This window comes from Pseudodonghicola xiamenensis DSM 18339 (assembly GCF_000429365.1).
Lineage (GTDB): Bacteria > Pseudomonadota > Alphaproteobacteria > Rhodobacterales > Rhodobacteraceae > Pseudodonghicola > Pseudodonghicola xiamenensis.
The window spans coordinates 90,466-109,768 of the sequence record NZ_KE386893.1 but is presented as its reverse complement, the minus strand read 5'-3'; the positions used below and the strand labels follow the sequence as shown (position 1 = coordinate 109,768).

Here is a 19,303-nt window from a genome sequence, read left to right as displayed (position 1 = left end):
TGGCATGACTGGCGCACGGCACGCCCTTTCGACAGACAACATCACAGCCGCCGAAGAACAGACTTTTTCAACGGAATAGGCTCGGACCGGACCTTCATGAGCGGATCATGTCAAGCGATACGGTGTGCGGCTATCCGGTCAGGCCCCCTGCCGTCCTCTCCTATCTCTCGGTCAGCTTCAGCTCGATCCGCCGGTTCTGGGCGCGGGCTTCGGGTGTGTTGGCGGTGTTGATCGGCTGATATTGCCCGAAACCGTTGGCTGAGAGCCGACCCGGCGGAATGTCTTCCTGATCGACCAGATAGCGGACCACCGACAGGGCGCGCGCCTGGCTCAGCTCCCAATTGTCCTTGAAGACCGCACCGGGGCGCAGCGGCACGTTGTCGGTATGGCCATCGACCCGGATCACCCAGTCGATCTCGGACGGGATCTCGGCAGCGATGCCGCGCAGGATGCGGGCGATCTTCGACAGTTCGGCCTTGCCGGCATCCGACAATTCGGCCTCACCTGTGGGAAACAGAACCTCTGAGGAGAAGACGAAGCGGTCGCCCTGGATACGCACCCCTTCCTGGGCGCCCAGCACGTCGCGCAGCCGACCGAAGAATTCCGACCGATAGCGTTCCAGATCCTTGGCTTGTTCCTTCAGCTTGGCCGCCTCGACCTCAAGCCGCTTGCGTTCGGCCTCTTCCAGCACCCGGCGCTTGCGTTCCTCGCTGGCGGCGCGGGCGAGCGCGGCGTTCAGATCCTTGCCAAGGCTGTCCAGCCGCACCTGTTGCGAGGCATCGCGCTCCTTGTAATCGTCCAGCAGCGCCTGCAGGCTGCCAAGCTGGCCGCGCAGCGCCGCCACCTGCTGGTTCAACAGCGCTGTCTGCCGCTGCGCCTCGGCCGAGACCTCCTGTTCCTTGGCCAGTTGGTCCCTGGCCTTGGCAAGCAGGATCTGGCGCTGCTCCGCCTCGCTGAGCTGTTCCGAGGCCTGGGCTTCCGCCGCCACCTTGGCGGCCAGGGCCGCTGTCAACTGGCGGCGCAGTTCGTCCTGATCCGTGCTCGCCCCCTTGCTGGCGTCGAGATCGGCCAGCGCCGCTGCCAATTTCTGATCAAGCTCCTTCTTCGCCGCATCCGCCGCTGCCAGCAGCGTCAACGTGTCTTCCGCCGCCTTGCGCTGGCGCTCCAGCTCCAACGTCATTGCGGTCAGTTCGGCGTCCGAATTCTTCAGCTTGTCACGCAGCGCCTCGACCGCGGCGGCCTCGGCCACCCGGGCGGTCTCCGCCTCGCTGAGTTGGCTTTGCAGGCTGCCGATCCGGGTGGTGCTGTCGGCGTCCTTCTTGCGCAGATCGGCGACCAGCGCCTCAAGCGCCTCGCGCTTGGCGGCATCCAGCCGGGCGGCCTCGGCCTGAGCGTCGATCTCCTCGCGGTGCTTTGCCAGCGCCAGGTTCAACGCTTCCTGCTCCGAGATCAGCCTGGCCTTCTCGCCCTCCAGCGCCGTGACCTGCCCCTCGACCCTGGTCTTGTCGGCCAGCAGCCCCGCCACCTGTTCCTCGAAATTGGCGATGCGGCCCTGTGCGGCCTCCAGCGCCGCCGCCTTCTGATCGCGATCGGCAGTCAGTGCGGCCAGCGCCGCCTGCGCCTGATCCAGATTGGACTGGGTGTCGTTCAATGTCGAGGTCAGCGCCCCCATCCGCGCCTTGAGTTGCGCGTTGGCCTTTTCCTGCAATCCCAAAGATTGCGCCAGCGTGGCGACTTCGGCCGACAGTTTGTCAAGCTTGCTTTCCTGCCCGGTGATGGTTTCGCGCAGCACGAATTGCACCACCATGAAGATGGTCAGCACGAACATCAGCACCATCAGCAGCCCGGTCATGGCATCGACGAAGCCGGGCCAGATCGGGCTGTTGGAATGCTGACTGCCACGCCGGGAGAGGGCCATGCCCTAGCCCTCCGCCGGGTCGGACCGCCCCCGCCCGCCCCGACCGGGACGCGGGGCCAGCGCCTTGATCAAAATGTCGATATCCTTGCGCAGCTCGCTCATGCTTTCCTGCCGGCCGGCCGAGATTTCCTCGAGAATGCGCAGCATCTGCACGTCGATCGACCGCAGCCGCATCCGGCTTTCCGCATCCATGCCGTCGCCGGCGCCCTGATCGCGGATCAGCTCGATCAGCGTGTCCTGCCCCACAGCCACCCGCTCAAGCGCTGCGGTGACGGTGTCATTCCGCTCCATCCGATCGGTCATGCGATCCAGACTGTCAGCCAGATCGGACAGCTTGCGATCCACCATCGCCCGGCTCTGATCGGTCTGGGCGAACATCTGGTTCAGCGCCTCCATCTGCTCGGCCATATGCTCGACCACGCCTTCCAGCAGGTTCGTCCCGCTCTCGCCCTCCTCACCCGAGGAGAAACCCAGCCGGGTGATCGAGGACAGCCATTCCTCGAGCTCGCGATAGAAGCGGTTCTGCCCGTGGCTGGCGAACAGCTCCAGCAGCCCGACCAGCAGCGACCCCGCCAACCCCAGGAGCGAAGAGGAGAACGCCGTGCCCATGCCGCCCAACTGGCTTTCCAGCCCGGTCATCAGCCGGCTGAAGATCGTCAGCCCCTCGTCCCCCTCTTGCGGGGCAAGGCTGCGAATGGTGTCGACCACCGCCGGCACCGTGGTCGCAAGCCCATAGAACGTGCCCAGAAGACCCAGGAAGATCAGAAGGTTGGCGATATATCGGGTGATCTCGCGTTCTTCGTCTATGCGTTCGGCCACCGAATCCAGGATCGACCGGGACGAGGTCGAACTGATCTGCATCCGCGCCCCCCGCGACCGCAGCAGCGAGGCCAGCGGCGCCAGCAGTTGCGGCGGCTGCATTTCTCCGGCCTCACCGGCGACGAAGCGTTCGATCCAGCGAACCGAGCCGATCAGTTGCCCGACCTGCCAGAAACAGGCCAGAACCCCGATCAGGAACACCACCATGATCGAGCCGTTCAGATAGATGTTCGAGAAGAACACCGACATCACCCGCGGCAAGGCGACGAAGGCGCCAAAGCTTGCCAGCCCCACCGCGATCAGCATCATGATGATCTGGCGAACCGGTTGTGAGAAATGCGGCCGGGGGTCGCGCTGTCTCTGCGCCATATGGGGCGTCCTGTGATCTCTGCTCTGGTCGGGAGCCTACAGTTAAGCCCCGACCAGGCCAAGGGTTTATGCCAGCAAAGCCCGCACCCTTGCGGCCAGCCAGTCCAGATCCGGATCGCTCAGCCCGATCTGCGACAGATGGCTGGCGGTGTTGAACAGATATTCGGCGTTGGGGCCCCTGCCCCCCACCGCATGAGCGATGATCCGGGCCTGATCCTCCAACGCCAGGCCGCCGCAATACTGGACGTGATCGGGATCGACCACATAGGCCAGCGCACTCACCTCGGCGCCGCCGTCCAGCATGACGGGCAATTCCTTTTCCAGATAGGCCGAGGAAATCAGCTCGCGCTCGCGCAGATAGGCCAGCGTTTCCGCCTCCTGCCCCGCTGCCACCGCCAGGGCAAGGCCCGAACAGATCGCCCCCTCGGCCTGATCAAGCGCCAACACCAGCCCGGGATCATCCGCCGTACCACGATGATGGAGCGACCGCATGCAGAACGACCGATGATAGCCGGGCAACCGGGCGACAGCGCTTTGCGCCACCTCGAACCCCGGATTCCACAGTAGCGAGCCATATCCGAATACCCACATGGTCATGCGACTGGTCCCTGCGCCTTTGCGTGATTAGATGCCGCCCTGTAAACACCAAAACCGGATCGCGCAAAAGGGGACCACATATGCGGCGACTGATCAAAATCGCGTTGCTGCTGGCGCTAATCTGGTCCGGCGTCTGGGCTCTGACCGATCTGGGGCTGGTCCGGGGGATGGCGGCCTGGCTCTCGGCACAACGGGCACGTGGCTGGCAGGTGGAATATTCGGCGCTGGACAGCTCGGGCTATCCGTTTCGCCACGGGCTCCGACTGAGCGCACCGATGATCGCCGATCCGCGCTCGGGCTGGGCATGGCGCGCCGACTGGCTGGGCCTGCAAAGCCCGGCACTCTGGCCCGGCAATCAACGGTTGATCTTCCCCGCGACCGAACAGCGGCTGTCCCTGTTCGGCCAAGAGGCAACCCTGAAGGCCCAGGCGATGCAAGCCCGACTGGCCCTGCGCCCGGGACCGGCGCTGCGTCTCGATCGGCTGGAGCTGACCGCCGGCGACTGGCAGCTCACCGCTGCCGACGGCGTGACGACGGGTGCAGGCAGGCTACTTGTGTCGATGATCCAGCAGGGCCCGGCGGAGGAATATCGGCTGATGCTCTCCGCTCCGACCCTCGCCCCAGGCGGCGCATTGCCACTGACTACCACTGTCACCGATACGCTGCCGGCGGGGTTTGACACCTTCGGTCTGCAGGCCCGGGTCCGCTTCGATCGCCCCTGGGACCGCCGCGCCCTGACCGCGCGGCGACCGCAGCCGCGTGCGCTGCTGCTGGATCAGGCCGATGTCCGCTGGGGAGCCATGGCCGTTTCGGCCCGCGGGGCAATCGACATCGACCCGCAAGGCCAACCCAGCGGCACCCTTGCGATTCGCGCGGAAAACTGGCGTCAGATGCTGGATCTGAGCGTCGCCTCCGGCGTTCTGGCACCACAGCGGGCCGAACAGCTCGGTCGCCTTCTGGCGCTCCTTGCCGGCACCGGCGACGATAGCGATACACTGGATACCGAGCTGCGCTTTGCCGGCGGGTTGATGCTGTTGGGCCCGCTGCCTCTGGGCCCCGCCCCCAGCCTCCGGCTGCGTTAGATCAGCGGCAATAGGGTCCGCCGCGATAATCCGCCACGTCCAGGTGAAAATGATCGCGGTGATAGCCGTCCGACCGCGGCCCCAGGACAGTGCCGAATGGCCCGCAGGCCGCTTTCAGCGTCTGATTGAGCAGCCTGAGCGTGGTGCCCTGCCCCCAGCCCTTCAGCACCGTCACAACCTCGCCATCCTTCATGGTGAAGCCGGAAATGTCGATCGCCCGGCCCCTGCCGTGTTCGGAAACCTTCGCCCCCGGCTGATTGTTGCGGGTGCGGCAGACATAATGCGCCGCCACCTTCAGTTCGACCACCGGGCCACGCTGACGAAAGGCGGGCTTTACCCCTTTCACCACCCAGCTCCGCAGAGCGCGGGCGGTCTCGCAGCTTATCACCGCCGGCTGGCTGAGCCCGACCCCGGCCACCGATCGGACCCGCACGGCATCGTCGATGTTGCAAGCGCCTATCCGCCCCGGCACCCGGCCAATATGATCCCCCTGAATGTCGAGATCGCCGCAAATGGCGCCCTGACGCAACGCCTGCCTCTTTGCCATCGCCTGCAGGACCATGGCCCCGGGCCGGCTCTTTGGCTGCACCGAACGCGCGGGGCCCAGAAACGGCGGGCCCGCAGGCCGGGCCGCTGCTGCCAGCACCTGCGCCGAAACCGGCCTCACCGCCGGACGCAAATACTGGCGGATCGGAGCGGCCGGGGCTGGTGCCGGGGCGGTGGCTGCCGCCATCTCCCCAATGCGAAGGTCGATCAATTGGTCCGGCAAGGCCCGAAGCTGCGGATGGGGGGAGCGGACCGGCGCGCCTGCCGCCGCTGGCAAGGCCAGCACCAGCAAGGCAACCACGACGCCCCCCGCCCGCCTCATGTCTTGGGTGTGGCGCCCCGGCCGAAATCCGGCGCGGCGGTGTCCTGTCCTGCGTCGATGATCCCACGCCGGATCGCGCGAGTGCGGGTGAAGTAATCGAACAGATGCTGCCCGTCGCCGGTGCGGATGGCCCGCTGCAACGCAAAAAGCTCCTCGGTGAAACGCCCGAGGATCTCAAGCGTCGCGTCCTTGTTGCTCAGGAAGACATCACGCCACATGGTCGGGTCGGAGGCCGCGATCCGGGTGAAATCGCGAAAGCCGGCGGCAGAGTATTTGATCACCTCCGAATCGGTGACCCGCCGCAGATCGTCAGCCACGCCCACCATGGTATAGGCGATCAGATGCGGTGCATGGCTGGTCACGGCCAGCACCAGATCGTGATGATCCGCCTCCATCTCGTCTACATTGGCACCGATCCCCTGCCAGAACTGGCGCAGCCTGGCCACGGCGGCGGGGTCTGAATTCTCGACCGGCACCAGCAGACACCAGCGATTGTCAAACAGCTCGGCAAAACCGCTTTCCGGCCCCGAATGCTCGGTCCCCGCCAAGGGATGCGCCGGCACGAAATGAACATTCTCGGGAAGGTGAGGAGAGACCGCCTCGATCACATGGCGCTTGACCGAACCGACATCCGACACCGTGGCGCCCGACTTCAGCGCCGGCGCGATCTCGGCCGCAACCTTGCCCATGGCGCCGACCGGCACGCAAAGCACCACCAGATCAGCCCCTTCAACTGCCTCGATCGCGCTGTCGCAGACCCGGTCACACAGACCGATCCGCCGCGCGGTATGACGGGTTTCCTCGGACCGGGCATAACCGGTCACCTCACCGGCAAGCCCGGCGCGCTTGATCGCCCAGAACATCGAAGAGGCGATCAGGCCCAGACCGATCAGGGCCACACGGTCGTAAATCGGCGTGCTCATACGCCTTCCTTCCATTTGGTCAGGGCAGCGATGACGCGACCGGTCTGTTCCTCGTCGCCAAGGGTAATGCGCAGCCCTTCGGGAAAACCATAGCCTGACACCCGGCGCACGATGATACCATCGGCCTGCAACCACTGGTCGACCGCCTCCGCCTCGGCCCCGTCGGCGAAACGGGCCAGCACGAAGTTGGTCTGGCTGTCGTCACAGGCGATCCCAAGCTGATGAAGTGCCCCCACCAGCCGCACCCGCTGCTGGGCATTGAGCGCGGCACAGGTCTCGACCCAGTCACGATCACGCACCGCAGCCTCCGCCGCGGCGAGCTGCACCCCCGACAGGTTGAAGGGTTGGCGAATGCGGGTCAGCACCTCGATCAGCTCCTGCGGGCCATAGCCCCAGCCGATCCGCAGCCCACCCAGGCCATAAATCTTCGAGAAGGTGCGGGTCATGATCACATTCGGCCGCTCGCCAGCCAGCCGCGCGCCACCGTCATAGCCTTCGGCATATTCGGTATAGGCACCGTCGATGACCAGCAAGACGGTCTCGGGCAGCGCCTCGGCCAGCCGCTCGAGCTCCCCTTCGGGCAGGATCGTCCCGGTCGGATTGCCCGGATTGGTCAGCAGCACGATACGGGTCTTGTCGGTCACCCCCGCCAGAATGGCGTCCACATCCACCCGACGCTCGGTCTCGGGAACGCAGACCGGGGTAGCGCCGGCCATGTGGATCAACACCGGGTACATCGAGAACCCGTGTTCGGTATAGATGATCTCGTCCCCCGGTCCGGAAAACGCCTGACAGACGAATTGCAGCACCTCATCCGACCCGACACCGCAGATGATCCGCGCTGGATCGAGCCCATGCACATCGCCGATAGCCTGGCGCAATGCCGCGTGATCCGTCGGGGGATAGCGATGCAGAAACTTCGCCGCTTCGGCCAGGGCCAACTGGGCCGAGGGCGGTGCCCCCAGCGGGTTTTCGTTGGACGAGAGCTTCAAGACCTCGTCATGGCCCGCGAGGGCCGATTTCCCACCCACATAAAGGGCGATATCCATGATCCCCGGCTGGGGTGTGATCCGCAGTGTCATTGGCCGTCACTTTCGCAAACTGCCCCTCTCCTAGAACAGTTTGCCCGGCGATGAAAGCGCCGGCCCGCCGGTTCAGACACCGGCGACGAACCGCATCAGATAGTCGTCGGAATAATCCGTTTCCAGCTCCACCCAGATCGGCAGGTGGTCCGACATCTCGTCAGTGGTCCATCGTTTGTAGCTGCGTGCGAAATCGGCATAGGGCGCGCGCCCGTATCTTTCGCGCAACGCCGCCACCACCGGCGCATAATGCGCAATCTGTTCGGCATCATCCACCCGCCGGACCTGAGCCGGATCATCGGGCGCGTCGGGGTCGGGCGCCGGCGCCGGCCCATAGACCGCACGGCGCCAGTCAAACGTTCCAAAGCGGATGAGCCGCGTCTTGCGTTCGGCCCGACCTTGCGTGGTGAAGGCGATCTGATCATAGAACCGGTCGCCGCCCAGATTGCTGGCCGGAAACTCCGGCACATCCAGGCCGCTGTCCTGTAGCGCCTGCATCACCACCCCGTCACGGCTGTCGATATTCATGTCGCCAAGAAAGATATAAACTTGATCCTCGCGCTTTGCCCGCCGTTTGAGCGCTTCGGTGATCACCCGCACTTCCTCGGCCCGGCGGGCCAGCCCGGCAGCGTCGGTCGCCCCATAGATGATATGCGACGAACACAGGGCGAAACGGAACCAACCGGCCTGAAATGCCGCGAAGAAGGGGGACCGCGCGATCTGGCCGCCGCCGGAAAGCGCATCCGACGGTACCACGATCTCGCCAACCAGGTTGCGGAAAAACATCTTGTTCCGATTGTAGAGAAACGCCATCCGCTCGTTATTGCCGCCCTCGTGGTCCGAGGCGTCGGTGACGAAATAGTCCCAGTTCGGCCCGAGAAGCTGCTTCAGCCGCTGCACCGGGGCAAGATCGGCCTTCACCTCCTGCACCGCGCAGATGTCGAAGGCCGCGATGATCTCGGCGATATAGTGAAAGCTTTCGTCCAGACGCGGCAGGCCGCCGTCGAAAGCGCGAATGTTCCACGACCCGATGATCAGCGACCCCGGCCGCCTGTCGTTCACGATCACCTCGCCCAGATCATAGCGTAGCGCCAACAGCCGCCGCGCGATCCATTCCGCCTTGCCCGGATAATCGCCGCGGGCAGGGTCATCCCCGTATCCACTCAATCCATGATAGAAAGGCATTGCACATATTTCCTCTAAAATTGTGCCGCCTTCGCATTAAAAAAGGCCGCCTGCCCGATGGCAAGCGACCTTTTCCTGACTTGACTGTGCGTTTTCTTGCGAAAACGTCTTAGTTTTGTGCGTAGAATTCGATGACCAGGTGCGGTTCCATCTGCACCGGATAGGGTACATCGCTGAGCCCCGGGGTGCGCACGAAGGTGGCGGTCATCTTGTTGTGGTCGGCTTCGATGTAATCGGGCACATCGCGTTCCGGCAGTTGCACGGCTTCGAGCAGCACGGCCATCTGCTTGGATTTCTCGCGAACCTCGATCACGTCACCCTCTTTCACGCGGTAGGAGGGGATGTTCACCGGCTTGCCGTTCACCAGCACGTGGCCGTGGTTGACGAACTGACGGGCGGCGAAGACGGTCGGCACGAATTTGGCGCGATAGACCACGGCGTCCAGGCGGCGCTCCAGCAGACCCACCAAGTTTTCACCGGTATCGCCCTTCACACGCTCGGCTTCGCCATAGATGCGGCGGAATTGCTTTTCGGTCAGATCGCCGTAATAGCCCTTCAGCTTTTGCTTGGCGCGCAGCTGGATGCCGAAGTCGGACAGCTTGCCCTTGCGGCGCTGGCCGTGCTGGCCGGGGCCATATTCACGACGGTTCACCGGGGACTTCGGACGACCCCAGATGTTCTCGCCCATGCGGCGGTCAATTTTATACTTGGCAGAGGTGCGTTTGGTCACCGTCTGATCTCCTTCGTTATGGTCGCGGACCGAGGGGACCGCTATGAAGGGCGTTGTCCTCTTGGGGTCTCCCCCATGACAGGCATCCCCTTGCGGGGGCCACCAACACCAATGAAGTGGCGCTTATAGAGGTCTTCGGCGGGGAGTCAACAAGGGTTTTCCTGAAGGACGGCATTGAGCCCAGAATGTCGGATGCTGCGCCTCAACCGAACGGCGGCTATGCGCAGGGAGGGGACGCATGAGTAGCAAAGTCAGGTGACCGCATGGTAGGCGTCGGTGACATGTATGATTCTCGAGTTTCAACGAGCGCAGCGTAAGATCGAGGGAGAACACGATGCCGGAGGGCTCTGCTAAATTTGGTTTTCTACCGAAACCACTGTCTATTTCGACGGGAGAAATACATGTCGAGACGCTGGATGACGCGTCGGAGATAGCAGAATCAATCCGCAACTCGGAACGGGTTCACAAAGGCTGGTATTATGCGCCGCCTTCTGGAAGCCGGAACATGTTTAATGGCGAAATTTTGGACCCCCCCTATCCAAGGCGCGTTTTCTCTTTGCCGTTCACCCATAAAATTCGGCATGCATCCGATGACAACCATGCCCATCTCGATTTTCTGATCTGGTGTCTTGGCTTCTTTGAGGGGACGCGCCTGACGACATTTGAGGCGGGCTATCTCGATGCGACGCCGATCATGACGGGAAAACTAACTGACTTCATTCTGACGGGGGGGACGCAGCCAAGCGATGCGCTTGATCTAGCGGAACGCTATTGGACGGATCATGTCGCAAAGCCGAGGCAGATCAAACGGATGATCGGCATCATCCACTGTCTGTTCCTGGCACAAAATCCGAACCATATGCCGTTTGAGAAATTCTCCTATCTCTATATGGCGCTTGATGCTTGTTTTAAAGCGACCAGCGAGATGTGCTCGCCCCCGAACAGGTTGAGCCATGCTAAGCGGATCGAGTGGACCTGCCAACAATTCGGAATGCCCGTACCGGATTGGGCCACAAATTCGTCCGAGATAGCCACAGAAATATCAGCGGTGCGGAATGATGCCATCCACGAGGCGCTTTTCTTCGACGAACCGCTCGGGTTCGTCACCTATGGCGGAAGTTCTGGATCAGGGGTTGGGCGCAATGTTCCATTGCAGATGGAGGCGCTGACCTGCCGGTTGATAGTCGCGCTACTGGGAATGCCCGAGGCGGGCTATGTGCGCTCTCCGGTGAACACCAGACAGCGTCACGGCCTTTGTCTCAAGTAGTGCTTTAAAAAACGCTGGGCCATTAATAACGCTTCGTTGTCGCCCCTTCAAAGGTCTAAAGTTAGTAGGCGGCGGCTGCATGTCTCAAATGGCGTGAATGTCGAGGTTGGCCTGGAGCGGCCATTGCCTCTGTCAAGATGAACGGCAGCTTTGTCCGCATAGCAGACCGCAGGACCTAAGCCGCCTCATGCATCAGGATCGCGGCCTCGGACCGGGTGAGGTTGCGCCGCGCGGCGGGGCCATAGAGCGACGGATCGAGATCGAGGCCCGGCAGATGCTGCAGCAGCCGGTCGCGATCCCCTGCCCCCAGCGTGGTCAGATCGGCGTTGGCGGGATGGAAGCTTTCGGTTTCCACCCCGTTGGCAATCAGAATCTCATGCTTCGGCAGCAACAGGTGCACATAGGTGACCTCGCGCAGGGCATGATCCTGGATCACGGTGACATCGTTGATCAGATCACGCGCGGCGACCAACACCTCATCGGTGTTGAACAGTGCCTGGGCCGTACGACCGCGCACCAGCATGCGGTGTTCGGGCGACACCAGCAGTTCCTGATCCGGGCGTTCGATGCCAAGCGCGCCCGGCCGCAAACGAACCGGACGCAGATGCGGCATCACATGCAGCCGCGCCCCGCTCAGCCGCCGGCTGCCGGTCCAGATCACCGGCTGCGCCCCGCTGTCGCGGGTCTGCACCAGATCGCCCTCGCGCAGTTCCTCGATCAAACGATAACCGTCAGGCGTCTCCAGCCGGGTGCCGGGGGTAAAGCAGATCACCCCACCCCGCCCCGCCGGAAGCTGCGGCGTCTCCAGTGGTGCCGAAAGCGTATGCCGGACCACCCAAAGATCGGTATAACGTGGCGGCAGATCATTCAGGAACATCAGCAAGGGCCGCCGTCCGCCACCGGCATCGACCAGGGTGATCGTGTAGCTGCGGGCTCCGTCGGTCACCACGAAATAGCGATCCATCAGCGGCTCATCGACCTCGACCGCATCGAGATCGACGATATTCTGCACTGCCGCCCCAACCAGACGGCGCACGCTGCGCGCCGCGCGCCTGCGTATCTCAGCCTCTCCGTCCGCCCCTTCCAGCCGCAGCAGCCCGTTCGGACCGTCGACGCGCAGGGTATCCCCGCGCCAGGACCACGCCGCCCCGATATCCAACGCGCCCATAGGCGCGTCTTCGAGACCGTCGATCTCCGTCTGCGACCAAGAGATAACGAACGTGCCGCGAAAGCCCGTTCCCATCTGCCCAGTGCCTGCCTCAATCTTATTGTTGCCGGGACGTTAACAAATCACCCCACCCAAAGGAAGGCTTTCTGATTTCCGTGGCTTAGACTGTGATCTTAAAACGTCAACTTAATCTGCATGAGCCCCACGGTCTGCCCCTCGGACTGCGCCTCGAACTCTTCACCCAGATAGGCGAGACCAAAGAACACTCCCGCGCGACGACCTTGCCAATGCACCCCGGCACGCAGCCGGTCGCGGTGATTGCTCAGGTCATACCCGCGCGACGAGGGCAGATAGACGCTGTCAGCGACATAGGCGATATCGCCCCCCAGCGTGAAGCTGAAGCCACGCTGCTCGGCCCGGATCACCCGATAGCGATGACCGGTAATCGGGTCGCGCACCAGCAATTCGCCCCGCCCCGCCGGACCGATCATCAGATCCGCGCCGACCCGGATCAGCGTTTCATCCCCGGCGCGCGCCTCGACGAAAGGGCGCAGGGTGGTCATCCCGCCCAGATCATAACTGCGCCCGACCTCGGCCACGGCAGTTGGGCGGATCGTATTGGAAATCTGGTTGTCCAGCACTGCCTCGCTCGGCTGCTCCGAGCCGAAGAGATGGTGCAGATCCTTGTGCAACCCATCAATGCCGCTTTGCGGCCCGATAAAGACAAGATCGCCCCCCAGCGCAATTTCATATCCGCCGCGGTTGACATGGCTGTGCACGCCGAAAGAGATCGCACCGGCATAGGGCCGGTCAGTCGGGTCGAAAGAGGCCAGATCGTCCGGAGCGATCGCCTGAGCAAGAAATCTGTATTCGATCAGATCGCCGAAACTGGCGGGTGCGACACCTGTCCAGTCGTATCCGCGCACATAGGAGCCACCGATCGACCCGGTACGCCAGCGATCCTTGTTGTCGCCCAGAAAATCATTGCCGAAGAAAACCCCCGATCCCAGCTTGTGTCGGCGCGGCTTTGCCGGCGCTTCGGGAGCGGCGACTACCGATGACGCGGCCCCTGTGGCCAGTTCAGGAATGTCATCCTGAAGGGCCCCGGCTTGTACGGCAGTTCCCGCGATTGATACGGCTGTGATTGCGGCAGCGAATTTGCGCAACATTTTATCTTCCTTGTCTCAGCCCCCGCAGATTGCAAAATATGTTACTCTGCCATGCTTTGCCAGCGCCACAGCATGCGTCAACGCAGATGATACTGTGCAGAAATGAACGGATCAGTTCAGTTTCAACCCTTCTCGATATTGACCTCGACCACGACCGACATTCCCGGTGCAAGCAAGGCTGCGGGATCCTGGTTTTCGTCGATCGAAATGCGTACCGGCAACCGCTGGGCGATCTTGGTGAAATTGCCGGTCGCATTGGAGCCCGACAGCAGGCTGAATTCCGACGCGGTCGCAGGCGAGAACGAGCTGACATGCCCATGGAAGACCTGGCCCCCCAGAGCATCGACCGAAAAGGCCACCGGCTGGCCGATGTGCAGCCCCTGAATGCTAGTTTCCTTGAAGTTCGCGATCACCCAATGATCGCGTCCGACATGCGACACCAGCGCCGTACCGGCCGCCACGAATTGCCCCACCCGGGCCGAGACCTGCCCCAGACGGCCTTCTGACGGGGCGCGAATGACCGTGTTTTCCAGGTCGATCCGGGCCAGGGCCAGGGCGGCGTCGGCACTGTCGATGGCCGCCTTCTTGGCCAGTAGCTGGACCCGGGCGCTGTTGATGTTCTCCTTCTGAACCTGAAGCTGCGCCTCGGCCTGGCGCACCGCCGCACGCGCTTGCTGCAATGCCAAATCGGACTGATCCAGGTTCGATTGCGAGGTAATGCCGCGCGCCTGCAATGCCCTCGCGCGATCCCAGGTTGTCCGGGCGTTCTCCAGGGCCGAACGGGCGGAATCGAGCGAGGCCTGGCTCGACCGCTCGGCAGCCTCGGCAGAGCGCGCGCTCTGTTCAGCGACCTTCAACCCAGCCTTTGCCCCCTCCAGATTGGCCTCGGCCTGGGCCAGCTTCTGGCGATAGATGCGATCGTCGATCCGGGCGATCACATCGCCGGCCTCCACCGCCTCGAAATCGACCACATCGACCTCAACCAGATATCCGGAAAGCTGCGGTGCCAAGGTGGTGACCTTGCCGCGAATATAGGCGTTTTCGGTGGTCGGCATGGCCGGAGCGAAGGGCGGCAGATGCCAGGTAAACAACAGCAAGAGAACACCGGCGAGGCCGATGCCGCCGGCAATAACGGAAGGAAGAACGTGAGCTTTGGTCATGATTGTGTCGTCGCCTTGGGATCGGAGGAAGGGGCCGCCGGCGCGAGCCTGGCGACCAACGCATCGCGAAACAGATGCAGCAGCAGGGCCGCTGCCGCTCCGAGAGCGATCAGAAAGGTCAGGAAATAGGCATCGTTATAGGCCAGCACATAGGCCTGACGCGAGGCATCGCTTGCGATCTGCGCCGCCGCCTGCAGCTTGCGCTGCGCCAGATCCGGGGTCTGCGCAGCCAGCGACATCGCCCGCAAGGACATCTCATTGGCGAGCCCGGGGTCGGTCACCGTCAGCCCGGCCGAGAGCTGCTGGAAATGAAACGCCTGCCGCAGGTTCACCACGGTCGAGAACACCCCCGCCCCGATCACCCCGCCCAGGCTCTGGGTGGAAACGAAGACGATCACGAACGACAGGATATAGTTCGGCCCCTTGGCCAGCGCCGACAGCAGCCCCGCCATCATCGCCGGCGGCATGAACAGCATGCCGGCCACCGCGATCAGGGCCTGGCTGATCAGCATCTGCTCCGGCCTGGTATCATAGGTCGCGTGCGAATCCATAAAGGCCCCCACGGCGATCAGGCTCAGCGCCGCGAGATGCAGGTAAGCTTCGCGTCCCGGGCGCATCCAGGCCAGACAGGCCATGGCGCCGACGAAGGTGGCGATGACGATCACCGCGAACAGCGCGGTCATCTGGGACCCCGCCATCCCCAGGGTCATCAGCATCCGCGGCGCGCCCGAGGTCTGCTCCGACAGGATCAGCCGGAACAGAAAGAGCGTCGCGGTCAGATGCAGGATCGCCGGCGAGGCAAGCCAGCGCACATCCAGCAGCGGCGTCTCGCGGCGCAACTCGATCACCATCGCCAGCGCCAGCGCCGCCACCGCCCCGGCCAGCGCCCAGCCGATCCAGGCGGCATCAGTCCACCAGCGGATCGGTCCAATCACGAAGGCGGTGGCCACCCCGGCAAATCCGATCAAGATCAGCCCGACGCTGCAAAGATCCGCCAGCTGGATCACCTTGGCATGCGGCACGGGCCGCAGCGGCAGACGGAACACCGCCGCCAGCGAGAGCATCCCCAGCCCCAATGCGGTCAGATGCACGCGCTGCAACCCACCATCGCCAATCAGCGCCGGGGACACCACCCGCGCCAGCGACGGCCCCGCCAGCAGAAAGGCCATGACCAAGGGCAGCCCCAGCACCATCTTGAAGCGGGGCGACATCGGTTCAAGAATATAGAGAAACGCCAATGTGGACAGCGGCGCCGAAGCCGCGCCAGACAGCGCCTGCACCACCATCGCCGAACGCCAATCGCTGATCCAGACCGCCGCGAAGGCGACCAAGGCATAGATGACAATGCCGATCTCGGCAAAGCGGCGCAGCCCGAATTGGGTCCGGATCTTGATCAGCATCGGCGGCAGGGCGGCACGCGGCACGATATAGGCCACCATCAACCAGCTCGCCTGTGTCGTGGTGATCCCCAGATCACCGGCGATTTGCGGGATATTGGTCGACACGAACCCCTGTCCCAAGCCCTGTGCGATCGCCACCAACCCGCCGGCGGCGACATAGGGCAAGGCCTGCCGAAACGGCAACGCCGGCGCCGGCGCAGATACCGGCTCGGGCCGGGAGGCCTCTGCTGTTGCAGGTGCAGTCGTCATTCTTCCCGCCTCAGTCCGGCAGCGTTCCGTTCGATCTGCTGCAGCACGGCCAGCGTCGTCGCCTGATCCTCGGGCGAAATCCCCGCCATGAGATCGGCCCGCATGCTTTGCATGAAATGGGTAATCCGGATCTGGCGCGCTGCCGGCGTCAGGAACAGCGCCCGCTTGCGCGCATCGCCATCCATCGCCTGCCGCTCGATCAACCCGGCCGCACAGAGCGCATCGACCTGACGCTTCAGCGTCGGCGCCTCGATCTCGAGCTCGACCGCCAATTCGGATTGGGTCGCCCCTTCCATCTTCGCCAGGGTCGACACCACCCTCGCCCGCGACATGGTCAGCCCGACCTCGCGCGCACTCAGGTCGTAGTGCCGCCGCAGTTCGCGCATCACGCGCAGCAACGCGTCAAGGACCTGAGTATCGACAGACATTCCCGCCTCACACTATTAGCATACTAAGCTTTTAGCTCGCTAAACATGATTGCAGCATGTATTTCAAGGGCAGATCATTCACGGTCTTGCGACCCAGCACCGGCGGAATGCCCTGTTTCTGAAACGAAAACCGCCACAAGATCATAAAAACATATAAATAACAGTATGATACAAAAATTATTCGCCCACCCCGGCAGCGCCCAGGCAGGACAACAGCCACAACGCCCCAGGATCAATATCTGGAATAGTGCTTATTTTTGCGGCAAGGATCGGCGGCAGCAACCTCCACCCACGGCAACTACCATCGCTAATGCGCCGGCGCCTTGGCGCCTTTCGCCGGCGGTTTCATCGCCAGGGCCATCACGGCGAGACCGCAGAAAATCACCGTCAGCAGCAGGAAGACGTCAACAAAGGACATCACCGTCGCCTGCGCCGTGATACGCCCGGCCATCTGCGCCAGCGCCCCCTGCTCGCCACTTATTCCCTGCACTTCGAGATTGGCCTGCATGGCGGCAAGCTGACTCAGCGCCTCGGGATTGGCCCAGTTCAGCGCCTCTTTCAGCCGGGCGACATGCAGGGCACCGCGATCTGTCAGCAGGGTATTGATCACCGCCAACCCCACGGCCCCGCCCAGGTTACGCGTCAGGTTATAAAGTCCAGAGGCACCCTTCATCTTGGCCGGCGGCAAGGTCCCCAGGGCCAGATTGTTGATCGGCACCATGCAGATCATCAACGACATGCCCCGCAGGATCTGCGGCACCAGAAGCTCTTTGAAATCCCAATCCGCCGTCATCCCCGTCAGCATCCAGGAGGACAGACCAAAGCCCAGAAACCCACCGATCAGCATCAGCCGCAGGTCGATCCGCGACGCGAGCGCACCGGCCAGAGGCGCGGTAAAGAACATCGCCAGCCCTGAAACAAAGACCGTCTCGCCGATCATCAGACTGTCGTAACCGCGGATCGACGACAGATAGAGCGGATAGAGATAGGTCATGCCGTAAAGCCCGATCCCCATCACGAAGGAGAACACCGAGCCCACGGCGAAATTGGTGTTCGCGAAAGCGCTGAAATCCACCACCGGCTCGGCCCGGGTAAAGGCGCGCCAGAAGGTGGTCACGCCACCCAGAACCATGACGACGAACAGGATCGCCACGGCCTCGTCATCGAACCAGTCGTTCGACGGCCCCTCTTCCAGCACATATTCCATCGCGCCCAGGAAACAGGCCAGCGCCCCCAGCCCGACCCAGTCGAACTTGTCGAACAACGACCAGTCCGGCTTGTCGAAATCGACCAGTGCCAGCACCCCCAGAGTGACCAGAATGCCCGCCGGCACATTGACCAGAAACAGCCAGTGCCAGGACAGCGCATGCGACAGATAGCCCCCCACAGTCGGCCCCACAGTCGGCGCCAGCGTCGCCACCAACCCGATCATCGGCGACACCATATTGCGCTTGGAGGCCGGAAAGATGGTGAAGGCGGCGGCGAAGACCGACGGGATCATGCCACCGCCCAGAAACCCCTGCATCGCGCGCCACAGGATCATTTCTCCGATCGACCCAGAGGTCGCGCACATGAAAGAGGACAGGGTGAACCCCGCTGCCGAGATTGCGAACAGATATCGTGTCGACATCATCCGCCCCAACAGGCCTGACAGCGGAATCATGATCACCTCAGCGATCAGATAAGCGGTCTGAACCCACGAAATCTCATCCGCCGAGGCGCCCAGCCCAGCCTGAATCTCGGGCAAAGAGGCCGAAACGATCTGGATATCCAAGATCGCCATGAACATGCCGAAGACCATGACCATGAAGGCCGCGACCCGGCGCGGGGTCAGCTGCGGCTCCTCGGCGGCGGCGCTCATTACTCGGCATCCGCGAACAGCGCGCCGGCAGGCGCAGTGCGGCGGTCGACCTGGACCACGACGGACAGGCCCGCACGCAGCCCGGGCGTTCCGTCGGGCAATTCGATCCGCACCGGCACGCGCTGCACGATCTTGGTGAAGTTCCCGGTGGCATTATCCGCCGGCAGCAACGAGAACACCGCCCCTGTCGCCGGCGCGATCGAGATCACCTTGCCTTCGACGCTGTGACCGTCAAGCGCGTCGATGCTGACCAGCGCGGTCTCACCCCGGGCGATACCACTCAGCTGGGTTTCCTTGAAGTTCGCTTCGACATAAAGCCCGTGATCCGGAACCACCGCAGCCAGCCGTTTGCCGGCGGTGACCAGCTCCCCCTCCTCGATCGCGACGTTGGCGACGGTACCGTCAAACGGCGCCCTCAATACCGTCAGGTCAAGATCGCGCTGCGCCTGATCGACATCCAGTTGCAGCTCGCGCCGGCTCGATTCCGTTTCCGCCCGCTGCGCTTTCAGCACCTCGACCTGCGCCTCGGCACCGGCGATCCCCGCCACCGCCGCGACCCGGTTCGCCTGGGCGGTATCAAGCGCCTCATTGGCGCTGTCGAGCGCGGATTGAGACGACACCTGACGGGCCGCCAGATCGCGAATGCGTTCGGCATTGGTGGTGGCTGTGCGCAACGCCGCCTCGGTGGCGGCAAGCTGCGCCTCGGCCTGCTGAACCGAGGTTTCGGCGGCCGCAACCTGGGCGTCGATCCGCGCCAGCGTCCGGTCCAGCGTCGGCAGCTTGGCCTTGGCCTGTTCCAGCGCGATCCGGTAATCGCCGTCCTCGATCCGAACCAAAACCTCGCCCTTGGTCACGTGCTGGTTGGCCTTGACCGGGATCGCTTCGACATAGCCGGTCAGCTTGGACGACACCACCGACAGGTCGGCCTGCACATAGGCATCGTCTGTATCGACCATGAAACGCCCCTCGGTCCACCATTGGCGACCGAAATATCCGCCCACCAGCAGCGCAATCAGCGCCACGCCCAT

17 protein-coding genes are annotated in these 19,303 nt (G+C 63.4%); 2 read left to right on the top strand and 15 right to left on the bottom strand.

Translation table 11 applies throughout. From position 1 onward, the window contains the following. Nucleotides 1-160: 160 nt before the first annotated feature. The 3 genes from G455_RS0122685 to G455_RS0122675 all read right to left on the bottom strand — a co-directional run bounded on the left by G455_RS0122685 (nt 161) and on the right by G455_RS0122675 (nt 3,703). On the bottom strand, nt 161-1,918 hold the full coding sequence (locus G455_RS0122685) for a peptidoglycan -binding protein (protein WP_028095678.1): 1,758 nt from the start codon (nt 1,916-1,918) through the stop codon (nt 161-163). 3 nt (nt 1,919-1,921) lie between these two features. Then, nucleotides 1,922-3,106, bottom strand: a complete 1,185-nt coding sequence (locus G455_RS0122680; protein WP_028095677.1) for a hypothetical protein — start codon at nt 3,104-3,106, stop codon at nt 1,922-1,924. Nucleotides 3,107-3,172: 66 nt separating this feature from the next. Continuing rightward, nucleotides 3,173-3,703 carry a gamma-glutamylcyclotransferase gene (locus G455_RS0122675; protein ID WP_028095676.1) on the bottom strand — a complete coding sequence of 177 codons (531 nt, stop codon included), beginning with the start codon at nt 3,701-3,703 and terminating at the stop codon, nt 3,173-3,175. An 80-nt stretch (nt 3,704-3,783) separates the two neighbouring features. Here G455_RS0122675 and G455_RS0122670 point away from each other — a divergent pair, with 80 nt between their 5' ends. Further along, entirely contained in the window at nt 3,784-4,785 is a 1,002-nt protein-coding gene (locus tag G455_RS0122670; RefSeq protein WP_028095675.1) for a DUF2125 domain-containing protein, read from the top strand. A 1-nt stretch (nt 4,786) separates the two neighbouring features. Here the strand turns inward: G455_RS0122670 and G455_RS0122665 are convergent, their stop codons facing one another. From G455_RS0122665 to rpsD, 5 genes are all read right to left on the bottom strand, one after another. Next, nucleotides 4,787-5,632: an extensin-like domain-containing protein gene (locus tag G455_RS0122665; RefSeq protein WP_229861780.1), complete on the bottom strand. Its 846-nt coding sequence runs from the start codon at nt 5,630-5,632 to the stop codon at nt 4,787-4,789. 17 nt (nt 5,633-5,649) lie between these two features. Beyond that, nucleotides 5,650-6,576, bottom strand: a complete 927-nt coding sequence (locus G455_RS0122660; RefSeq protein ID WP_028095673.1) for a prephenate/arogenate dehydrogenase family protein — start codon at nt 6,574-6,576, stop codon at nt 5,650-5,652. Further along, nucleotides 6,573-7,658 (bottom strand): histidinol-phosphate transaminase, encoded by a 1,086-nt coding sequence (hisC, locus tag G455_RS0122655; protein ID WP_028095672.1) that lies wholly within the window; start codon nt 7,656-7,658, stop codon nt 6,573-6,575. The genes G455_RS0122660 and hisC overlap by 4 nt, the downstream gene beginning before the upstream one ends. Nucleotides 7,659-7,730: 72 nt before the next feature. Continuing rightward, nucleotides 7,731-8,843 (bottom strand): endonuclease/exonuclease/phosphatase family protein, encoded by a 1,113-nt coding sequence (locus G455_RS0122650; protein ID WP_028095671.1) that lies wholly within the window; start codon nt 8,841-8,843, stop codon nt 7,731-7,733. 109 nt (nt 8,844-8,952) lie between these two features. Continuing rightward, nucleotides 8,953-9,573: a 30S ribosomal protein S4 gene (rpsD, locus tag G455_RS0122645; RefSeq protein ID WP_028095670.1), complete on the bottom strand. Its 621-nt coding sequence runs from the start codon at nt 9,571-9,573 to the stop codon at nt 8,953-8,955. Between the two features lie 334 nt (nt 9,574-9,907). On the opposite strand from rpsD, the gene G455_RS0122640 reads away from it, so the two are divergent. Further along, nucleotides 9,908-10,840: a hypothetical protein gene (locus tag G455_RS0122640; RefSeq protein WP_028095669.1), complete on the top strand. Its 933-nt coding sequence runs from the start codon at nt 9,908-9,910 to the stop codon at nt 10,838-10,840. 175 nt (nt 10,841-11,015) lie between these two features. Here G455_RS0122640 and G455_RS0122635 read toward each other — a convergent pair whose 3' ends face one another. The 7 genes from G455_RS0122635 to G455_RS0122605 form a co-directional block, all read right to left on the bottom strand. Beyond that, entirely contained in the window at nt 11,016-12,083 is a 1,068-nt protein-coding gene (locus tag G455_RS0122635; RefSeq protein ID WP_028095668.1) for a Hint domain-containing protein, read from the bottom strand. A 98-nt stretch (nt 12,084-12,181) separates the two neighbouring features. Then, complete coding sequence (locus G455_RS0122630; RefSeq protein WP_028095667.1) at nt 12,182-13,177, bottom strand: lipid A-modifier LpxR family protein; 996 nt, start codon at nt 13,175-13,177, stop codon at nt 12,182-12,184. A 122-nt stretch (nt 13,178-13,299) separates the two neighbouring features. After that, on the bottom strand, nt 13,300-14,337 hold the full coding sequence (locus tag G455_RS0122625) for an HlyD family secretion protein (RefSeq protein ID WP_028095666.1): 1,038 nt from the start codon (nt 14,335-14,337) through the stop codon (nt 13,300-13,302). Beyond that, nucleotides 14,334-15,986 carry an MFS transporter gene (locus G455_RS0122620; RefSeq protein WP_028095665.1) on the bottom strand — a complete coding sequence of 551 codons (1,653 nt, stop codon included), beginning with the start codon at nt 15,984-15,986 and terminating at the stop codon, nt 14,334-14,336. The genes G455_RS0122625 and G455_RS0122620 overlap by 4 nt, the downstream gene beginning before the upstream one ends. Then, on the bottom strand, nt 15,983-16,414 hold the full coding sequence (locus G455_RS0122615; protein ID WP_028095664.1) for a MarR family winged helix-turn-helix transcriptional regulator: 432 nt from the start codon (nt 16,412-16,414) through the stop codon (nt 15,983-15,985). The genes G455_RS0122620 and G455_RS0122615 overlap by 4 nt, the downstream gene beginning before the upstream one ends. 307 nt (nt 16,415-16,721) lie before the next feature. Then, nucleotides 16,722-18,275, bottom strand: coding sequence for a DHA2 family efflux MFS transporter permease subunit (locus G455_RS0122610; protein WP_028095663.1), 1,554 nt, complete (start codon nt 18,273-18,275; stop codon nt 16,722-16,724). Next, on the bottom strand, nt 18,275-19,303 hold the full coding sequence (locus tag G455_RS0122605) for an HlyD family secretion protein (protein ID WP_229861781.1): 1,029 nt from the start codon (nt 19,301-19,303) through the stop codon (nt 18,275-18,277). The genes G455_RS0122610 and G455_RS0122605 overlap by 1 nt, the downstream gene beginning before the upstream one ends.

What these genes read in the sequence shown, in the direction of transcription:
- G455_RS0122685 (WP_028095678.1), bottom strand. Translation starts at nt 1,918, where the DNA reads ATGGCCCTCTCCCGGCGTGGCAGTCAGCATTCCAACAGCCCGATCTGG.
- G455_RS0122680 (WP_028095677.1), bottom strand. Translation starts at nt 3,106, where the DNA reads ATGGCGCAGAGACAGCGCGACCCCCGGCCGCATTTCTCACAACCGGTT.
- G455_RS0122675 (WP_028095676.1), bottom strand. Translation starts at nt 3,703, where the DNA reads ATGACCATGTGGGTATTCGGATATGGCTCGCTACTGTGGAATCCGGGG.
- G455_RS0122670 (WP_028095675.1), top strand. Translation starts at nt 3,784, where the DNA reads ATGCGGCGACTGATCAAAATCGCGTTGCTGCTGGCGCTAATCTGGTCC.
- G455_RS0122660 (WP_028095673.1), bottom strand. Translation starts at nt 6,576, where the DNA reads ATGAGCACGCCGATTTACGACCGTGTGGCCCTGATCGGTCTGGGCCTG.
- hisC (WP_028095672.1), bottom strand. Translation starts at nt 7,658, where the DNA reads ATGACACTGCGGATCACACCCCAGCCGGGGATCATGGATATCGCCCTT.
- G455_RS0122650 (WP_028095671.1), bottom strand. Translation starts at nt 8,843, where the DNA reads ATGCCTTTCTATCATGGATTGAGTGGATACGGGGATGACCCTGCCCGC.
- G455_RS0122640 (WP_028095669.1), top strand. Translation starts at nt 9,908, where the DNA reads ATGCCGGAGGGCTCTGCTAAATTTGGTTTTCTACCGAAACCACTGTCT.
- G455_RS0122635 (WP_028095668.1), bottom strand. Translation starts at nt 12,083, where the DNA reads ATGGGAACGGGCTTTCGCGGCACGTTCGTTATCTCTTGGTCGCAGACG.
- G455_RS0122630 (WP_028095667.1), bottom strand. Translation starts at nt 13,177, where the DNA reads ATGTTGCGCAAATTCGCTGCCGCAATCACAGCCGTATCAATCGCGGGA.
- G455_RS0122625 (WP_028095666.1), bottom strand. Translation starts at nt 14,337, where the DNA reads ATGACCAAAGCTCACGTTCTTCCTTCCGTTATTGCCGGCGGCATCGGC.
- G455_RS0122620 (WP_028095665.1), bottom strand. Translation starts at nt 15,986, where the DNA reads ATGACGACTGCACCTGCAACAGCAGAGGCCTCCCGGCCCGAGCCGGTA.
- G455_RS0122615 (WP_028095664.1), bottom strand. Translation starts at nt 16,414, where the DNA reads ATGTCTGTCGATACTCAGGTCCTTGACGCGTTGCTGCGCGTGATGCGC.
- G455_RS0122610 (WP_028095663.1), bottom strand. Translation starts at nt 18,275, where the DNA reads ATGAGCGCCGCCGCCGAGGAGCCGCAGCTGACCCCGCGCCGGGTCGCG.
- G455_RS0122605 (WP_229861781.1), bottom strand. Translation starts at nt 19,303, where the DNA reads ATGGGCGTGGCGCTGATTGCGCTGCTGGTGGGCGGATATTTCGGTCGC.